Raw genomic sequence first — 6000 nt, 5'->3', positions numbered from 1 at the left:
CTCGTGGTTATCCCAGACCTATGGGCAGGTTCTTTACGTGTTACTCACCCGTCCGCCGCTCATTCCACCGTCGTCCCCCCGAAGGGTTCGGACGGCTTCCTGCGCTCGACTTGCATGTATTAGGCACGCCGCCAGCGTTCGTCCTGAGCCAGGATCAAACTCTCCAAAGAATTTGATATAGCTCTTAAATTGACGAAGCTTGCGCTTCATTCAAAAATGGTAAAACTTTTTTTGCCTCATCGTTCAGTTTTCAAAGTTCGTCAGTTTAAATGGTGGGCCTAAGTGGACTCGAACCACCGACCTCACGCTTATCAGGCGTGCGCTCTAACCGGCTGAGCTATAGGCCCATAAAAAGAATGGTGCACCCTGAGAGATTCGAACTCCCGGCCTTTAGATTCGTAGTCTAACGCTCTATCCAGCTGAGCTAAGGGTGCATATGGTGCGGTCGAGAGGACTTGAACCTCCACGGTGTTAACCACCACTAGGCCCTCAACCTAGCGCGTCTACCGATTCCGCCACGACCGCAGCGTATAAAGTTAAAAAAGAAAATGGTGAGTCATGCAGGGCTCGAACCTGCGACCCTCTGATTAAAAGTCAGATGCTCTACCAACTGAGCTAATGACTCAAATAAAAAGCTGGGCTGGAAGGGATCGAACCTTCGCATGTCGGAATCAAAATCCGATGCCTTACCACTTGGCTACAGCCCAACGTAAATGGCGGTCTTGACGGGATTCGAACCCGCGATCTCCTGCGTGACAGGCAGGCATGTTAACCCCTACACCACAAGACCAGATTACGTTTTTATTTGAAATGGTGGAGGATGACGGGATCGAACCGCCGACCCCCTGCTTGTAAGGCAGGTGCTCTCCCAGCTGAGCTAATCCTCCATATATGGTGACCCGTACGGGATTCGAACCCGTGTTACCGCCGTGAAAGGGCGGTGTCTTAACCGCTTGACCAACGGGCCAGTGTATGTGTCTTCTAAGTAATTTAAGTGGCGGAGACGGAGGGATTCGAACCCTCGCACCGGTTTCCCAGCCTACTCCCTTAGCAGGGGAGCCCCTTATAGCCTCTTGGGTACGTCTCCAAAATAAAATGGCTCCGCAAGTAGGATTTGAACCTACGACCTACCGGTTAACAGCCGGTTGCTCTACCACTGAGCTATTGCGGAACGTTGCTTGAAATTATCGAAGTAACGATTTAAATTGTAACCGCAAACCAGAAACCTGTCAATCACTTTCTTAGAAAAACTTTTATTTCGCATGCCGTCTCTCGGCGACTTCTATAAGATAACACGGTAAAAAAAGACCGTCAACACTTTTTTTAAAAAAAATCAGGTAAAATGAAAAACATTTTACCTGATTCGAGTTTCTTCTTATTTAACGTTCGGTGCAAGCATCGTTAAACTGATCCGTCCCCGATTCACATCGACTTGTTCGATCCACACGGTCACGATGTCACCAACCGCCACGACATCCAATGGATGCTTCACATATCGATTCGATAATTTCGAAATGTGGACCAAACCATCCTGTTTCACCCCAATGTCAACGAACGCGCCAAAATCAATAACGTTTCGAACGGTTCCTTGGAATTCCATGCCGACTTGAAGGTCTTCGAGACTCATGACGTCCGTGCGTAGTAATGGTTTCTGGATATCTTCTCGTGGGTCACGACCTGGTTTGGCTAATGACTTCAAAATGTCTTCGACTGTCGGAAGCCCCGCTTCTAGTTGTTCACTCAAAGCTTTGGCATCGACTTGTTGCAATCGTTCTCGAAGCGCGGCCGTACCGACCTCTGACTTTGAAGAACCGATCTCTTTTAAAATCGATAACGCAAGTGGATAGCTTTCTGGGTGAATCTCCGTCTGGTCGAGAACGTCTTTCCCGTTCATGATCCGTAAGAATCCAGCCGCCTGTTCAAACGCCTTCGCTCCGAGACGAGGTACTTTCTTAATTTCCTTTCTCGTTTCAAAGCGTCCATTCTCTTCACGATATGCCACAATATTTTTCGCCGTCGTTTTATTGAGTCCTGAGACGTACGTCAATAAAGACTCGGAAGCACGGTTCACATCGATCCCGACCATGTTGACCACGCTCTCGACGACGAACTCTAAGGAGGCTTTCAGTTTATTCTGGCTGACGTCATGCTGATATTGTCCGACACCGACTGATTGCGGGTCGACTTTGACAAGTTCCGCCATCGCATCTTGAATTCGACGTGCAATCGAAACGGCTGACCGTTCCTCAACTTTCAAATCCGGGAATTCACTTCGTGCGACTTCCGATGCCGAGTAGACACTTGCCCCCGCTTCGTTCACAATCGCGTAAGCAATATCACGTTCCGCTTTCTTCAACCAGTCGGCGACGAATTGTTCCGTCTCCCGTGAGGCGGTTCCGTTTCCAACGACGATGACCGAGATTGGATATTTCTTCGCGAGTCTCGTCAGTACTTTTTCAGCACCGGCGATATCGTGTTTCGGTGCAGTCGGATAGAAGACGCCGACTTCTTCGACTTTCCCAATCTCATTGACGACTGCCCATTTACAACCAGTTCGATAAGCCGGGTCGATTCCTAGGACGACGACCTCTCGAAGGGGCGGTTGCATATAGAGTTGTTTCAAGTTTTTTGAGAAGACATCGATCGCCTGCTCTTCTGCCTTTTCTGTCAGCTCCCCACGAATCTCTCGTTCGATGGCGGGGAAGACCGACTTCTTGTACGCCTCCGTCACAGCTACCTCGACAACCTCACGCTTTTCTTTCGGAAGTCGTTCGTATGTACGGAGGGCTTGATCCATGAAGCGCGACTCGTTAAACACCACCTTCACTTGGAGCACGTCCGTGCGTTCCCCACGGTTCAAGGCGAGTACACGGTGCGGGACAATGCCAGCAATCTTCTCTTCATATTCATAATACTGCGCAAAAATCTCTTTTTCGTCTTCCGCTTGTTTTTTCTTCTTCGAGCGCAAGAGTCCTTCTTTTCGTACACGATCGCGAAGCATCTGGCGCAGTTTCGCTTCTTCGCCCCATTCTTCGCCGATGATCGCATGAACGAGCGGCAACGCCTCTTCCACCTTGACGTCTTGAGAAAGTTCTTTTACCTTGTCCGAAGAATAGGGTGATTTGTCCCGGAACCAGTCCGCAAGCCGCTGCAGTCCTTTCTCACGTCCCTGTTCTGCTTTCGTGCGTCGTTTTGGACGATAGGGCAAGTAGATGTCTTCCACTTGTTGAAGGGTTGTCGCCGCCTCTAACGCTTTCGTTAGTTCAGGCGTGTTTTTTTCCAACTCTTCTAATTTAGCCAGGACATCCGCCTTGCGTTTTTGCAGGCTCTCTTCATATTGAAGAGCATCCAAGATTCCTTTAATTTCAACTTCGTCCAAATTCCCCGTCATTTCCTTCCGATAACGGGCCATGAACGGAATCGTTGCCCCTTCAGATGCGAGCTGCTGAACCGTCTCGACTTGGTTCACTTTCAAGTTTAACGCGTTAGCCACTTTCGTAATCACTTGAATCACTTCCTTTTTTGATCTCTTTCAAAGTGTAGCAAACATTCAAACAAAAAAGCGATGACTCGATTAGTCATCGCTTGAGAATACTTCATTGAGTGGGACCTTGATGGCTTCACGCAGCTTTTCGAGTGCTCGCCGTTGCAAACGGGACACATGCATCTGCGAGATTCCAAGAAGTTCTCCTGTCTCTTTTTGACTCATATTCTTATAGTAGGCGCATTCCAAGATGGCGCGTTCACGCTCGTTTAAGACATTGAACGCTTTCTCTAAAATGAGACGCTGATCGACTGATTCGTACCCGCGCTCTTGGCTACCGACCAAGTCGAGTAATGTGACCGTACTACCTTCGTTATCCGCTTCGATTGAACTATCAACCGACAAGGCTTGATAACTTTTGCCCATCTCGAGCGTTTCGAGAATTTCTTCATCGGAAACGCCGAGATGATCGGCAATTTCATCGATTCGTGGCGAACGTTGTAATTCGGTCGTCAACTCCTCGACTGTCTTCTTAATTTTTGGACCGAGTTCTTTGATTCGACGTGGCACGTGGACACTCCACGTCTTGTCGCGAATAAATCGTTTGATTTCGCCGATGATGGTCGGGACAGCAAACGATTCGAAGCTACGACCAAATTCCGGGTCAAATCGACGAAGTGCCGCCAATAACCCAATCATCCCAACTTGTACGAGATCGTCATGAATCGCACGACCACGCGAGAATTTACGCGCGAGTGCTTCAACGAGGTCAGAATAGCGGTTGATGAGGAGCATTTGCACTTCTTCGTTTTGATCGTCTTGTTGATAGCGTTCAATCCACTCTAGTACCTCGTCATCACTGTGATGGCGTTGTTGAGATTTTGCTGGCACTCTGATCCACCTCGTCCCTATTGAGGAGTTTTGTCATCGTCACTTTGACACCGTTGTCTTTATTGATCGAGACATCGTCCATTAATGCTTCGATCAAGAAGAGACCAAGTCCTCCTTCATGGAGCGATTCAATTTCGGTCGTCTCTTCGACCGGAGCGGCTTGACGCTTCACATCATCTGCGAACGTCTTGCCGGAATCCTCAATCGTGATTTCAAGACGATCTGCATAGACGCCACAAGCGAGTTTGACCTCTCCATCTTGATGATCGTCATAAGCATGTTGGACGGCGTTGCCACATGCTTCCGAGACCGCGATTTTAATATCTTCGATCTCGTCGTACGTATATCCCATACGGTTAGCGATTCCTGAAACGACTAATCGAACCACACCGACATATTCGGGTTTGGCCGGGAACGTCATGACCGTCTGTTCAACATTATTCATTGCGTGCCACCTCTTACGTTCGAATTAATAGAAAGAAGTTTGTGAAGACCCGTCAATTCGAACAGACGATTGACTCGGTCTGTGACTCCGACAAGTGACAACTCTTTTTCGTTACGCGTGGCAATCTTTAATGCCCCGACGAACACGCCAAGACCTGTCGAATCCATATACTCCACTTCGTCTAAATGAACGACCACATCTTGCTCACTGATGGCCGGATGCAATACTTCTTTCAATTTTGGTGCAGTATATGTATCCACTTCTCCGGATACGTAAAGGTGTAATTGTTCTCCAATGACTTGCTCGCGAATCGCTAAATCCATCGTCTATTCCCTCCTAAATGTCCGTACAGAAAAATTGAGTACGATTAACTTAAATTCCCCTCTAACAAAATCTTAAACCACTTTTTTTAAAAAGTTTAAAAAAAGACCGATACCTATGTACCAGTCTTATCTATGTAAGGCTAGAGAGGGATCAATCCCATACTGATCTCTAGCGCTCTGTCCACTTTATGCATCGTCTCATCATCGAGATGAGTGACTTTATCCGTCAGACGACGCTTATCAATCGTTCGAATCTGTTCAAGCAAAATCACAGAATCTCGTTCGAGTCCGTGCTTCTCTTGATATACTTCCACATGAGTCGGCAGTTTTGCTTTTTGAATCTGAGCTGTAATCGCAGCGACAATGACGGTCGGGCTAAAGCGATTGCCGATGTCGTTCTGTACGATGAGAACGGGTCGAACGCCACCTTGCTCTGAGCCGACTACGGGCGACAGATTCGCATAAAACACGTCACCACGCTTTACGATCACGTTGCTCACACCCCACTTACTTGACGTAAGAGAGCGTGTTCGGCTTCGGTTTCAATCATTAGCATCTCTTCTGCCATATTCAAGTTAAACGCGGCCATCTCTTGATAGCCTCTCGCCAATTCTTCACGCAGTGTTTGTTGTCGATCAGCAATTTCTTTAGACAAGTATGTCACTACATCGTTCAAGGACAGTGTTTCACGGTCTTTCATCGAAATCGGACCCCCTTGTTGCGAGAACCGATCTGGGACGGACGCTAGCGCACCCGCAGTTCGCTGCTTCAACATCTTACACCTCCAGAATCGTTTCATGGACTGGCGGAAATTCTCCCGCGTTCTTTATCAATATAACACGCGGGAATGGGAAAAT

At 48.0% G+C, this 6000-nt stretch carries 6 protein-coding genes, 10 tRNA genes and 1 rRNA gene; all 17 read right to left on the bottom strand.

Annotation, left to right across the window (positions count from 1 at the left end; all coding sequences use genetic code 11):
• Positions 1 to 170, bottom strand: a 16S ribosomal RNA gene (locus KNO68_RS11040); the annotation flags it as partial.
• A gap of 100 nt (positions 171 to 270) precedes the next feature.
• Positions 271 to 347, bottom strand: a tRNA-Ile gene (locus KNO68_RS11035).
• Positions 348 to 357: 10 nt separating this feature from the next.
• Positions 358 to 434, bottom strand: a tRNA-Arg gene (locus KNO68_RS11030).
• Positions 435 to 437: 3 nt separating this feature from the next.
• Positions 438 to 525 (bottom strand) — tRNA-Leu (locus KNO68_RS11025).
• A gap of 24 nt (positions 526 to 549) precedes the next feature.
• Positions 550 to 625: transfer RNA gene (locus KNO68_RS11020), tRNA-Lys, on the bottom strand.
• A 10-nt stretch (positions 626 to 635) separates the two neighbouring features.
• Positions 636 to 707 (bottom strand) — tRNA-Gln (locus KNO68_RS11015).
• 7 nt (positions 708 to 714) lie between these two features.
• A tRNA-Asp gene (locus KNO68_RS11010) sits at positions 715 to 790 on the bottom strand.
• Positions 791 to 811: 21 nt separating this feature from the next.
• A tRNA-Val gene (locus tag KNO68_RS11005) sits at positions 812 to 887 on the bottom strand.
• Between the two features lie 5 nt (positions 888 to 892).
• Positions 893 to 967 (bottom strand) — tRNA-Glu (locus KNO68_RS11000).
• A gap of 28 nt (positions 968 to 995) precedes the next feature.
• Positions 996 to 1087: transfer RNA gene (locus tag KNO68_RS10995), tRNA-Ser, on the bottom strand.
• A 9-nt stretch (positions 1088 to 1096) separates the two neighbouring features.
• Positions 1097 to 1171 (bottom strand) — tRNA-Asn (locus tag KNO68_RS10990).
• Between the two features lie 204 nt (positions 1172 to 1375).
• Positions 1376 to 3505, bottom strand: a complete 2130-nt coding sequence (locus tag KNO68_RS10985; protein ID WP_215112486.1) for a Tex family protein — start codon at positions 3503 to 3505, stop codon at positions 1376 to 1378.
• 69 nt (positions 3506 to 3574) lie between these two features.
• Positions 3575 to 4375, bottom strand: coding sequence for an RNA polymerase sigma factor SigB (sigB, locus tag KNO68_RS10980; protein ID WP_015880560.1), 801 nt, complete (start codon positions 4373 to 4375; stop codon positions 3575 to 3577).
• Positions 4341 to 4820: an anti-sigma B factor RsbW gene (gene rsbW / locus KNO68_RS10975; protein WP_015880559.1), complete on the bottom strand. Its 480-nt coding sequence runs from the start codon at positions 4818 to 4820 to the stop codon at positions 4341 to 4343. The genes sigB and rsbW overlap by 35 nt, the downstream gene beginning before the upstream one ends.
• Complete coding sequence (locus tag KNO68_RS10970; protein ID WP_015880558.1) at positions 4817 to 5143, bottom strand: STAS domain-containing protein; 327 nt, start codon at positions 5141 to 5143, stop codon at positions 4817 to 4819. Before KNO68_RS10970 ends, rsbW begins: the two co-directional genes overlap by 4 nt.
• A gap of 140 nt (positions 5144 to 5283) precedes the next feature.
• The gene (locus tag KNO68_RS10965; protein WP_026824472.1) at positions 5284 to 5634 is read right to left on the bottom strand and encodes a type II toxin-antitoxin system PemK/MazF family toxin; all 351 of its coding nucleotides are present in this window, start codon (positions 5632 to 5634) and stop codon (positions 5284 to 5286) included.
• A 5-nt stretch (positions 5635 to 5639) separates the two neighbouring features.
• Positions 5640 to 5918 carry a hypothetical protein gene (locus KNO68_RS10960; RefSeq protein ID WP_078146158.1) on the bottom strand — a complete coding sequence of 93 codons (279 nt, stop codon included), beginning with the start codon at positions 5916 to 5918 and terminating at the stop codon, positions 5640 to 5642.
• Positions 5919 to 6000 lie beyond the last annotated feature (82 nt).

It is taken from the genome of Exiguobacterium sp. s75 (assembly GCF_018617145.1).
GTDB classification, from domain to species: domain Bacteria; phylum Bacillota; class Bacilli; order Exiguobacteriales; family Exiguobacteriaceae; genus Exiguobacterium; species Exiguobacterium profundum.
This window is presented reverse-complemented; position numbering and strand designations above follow the sequence as displayed.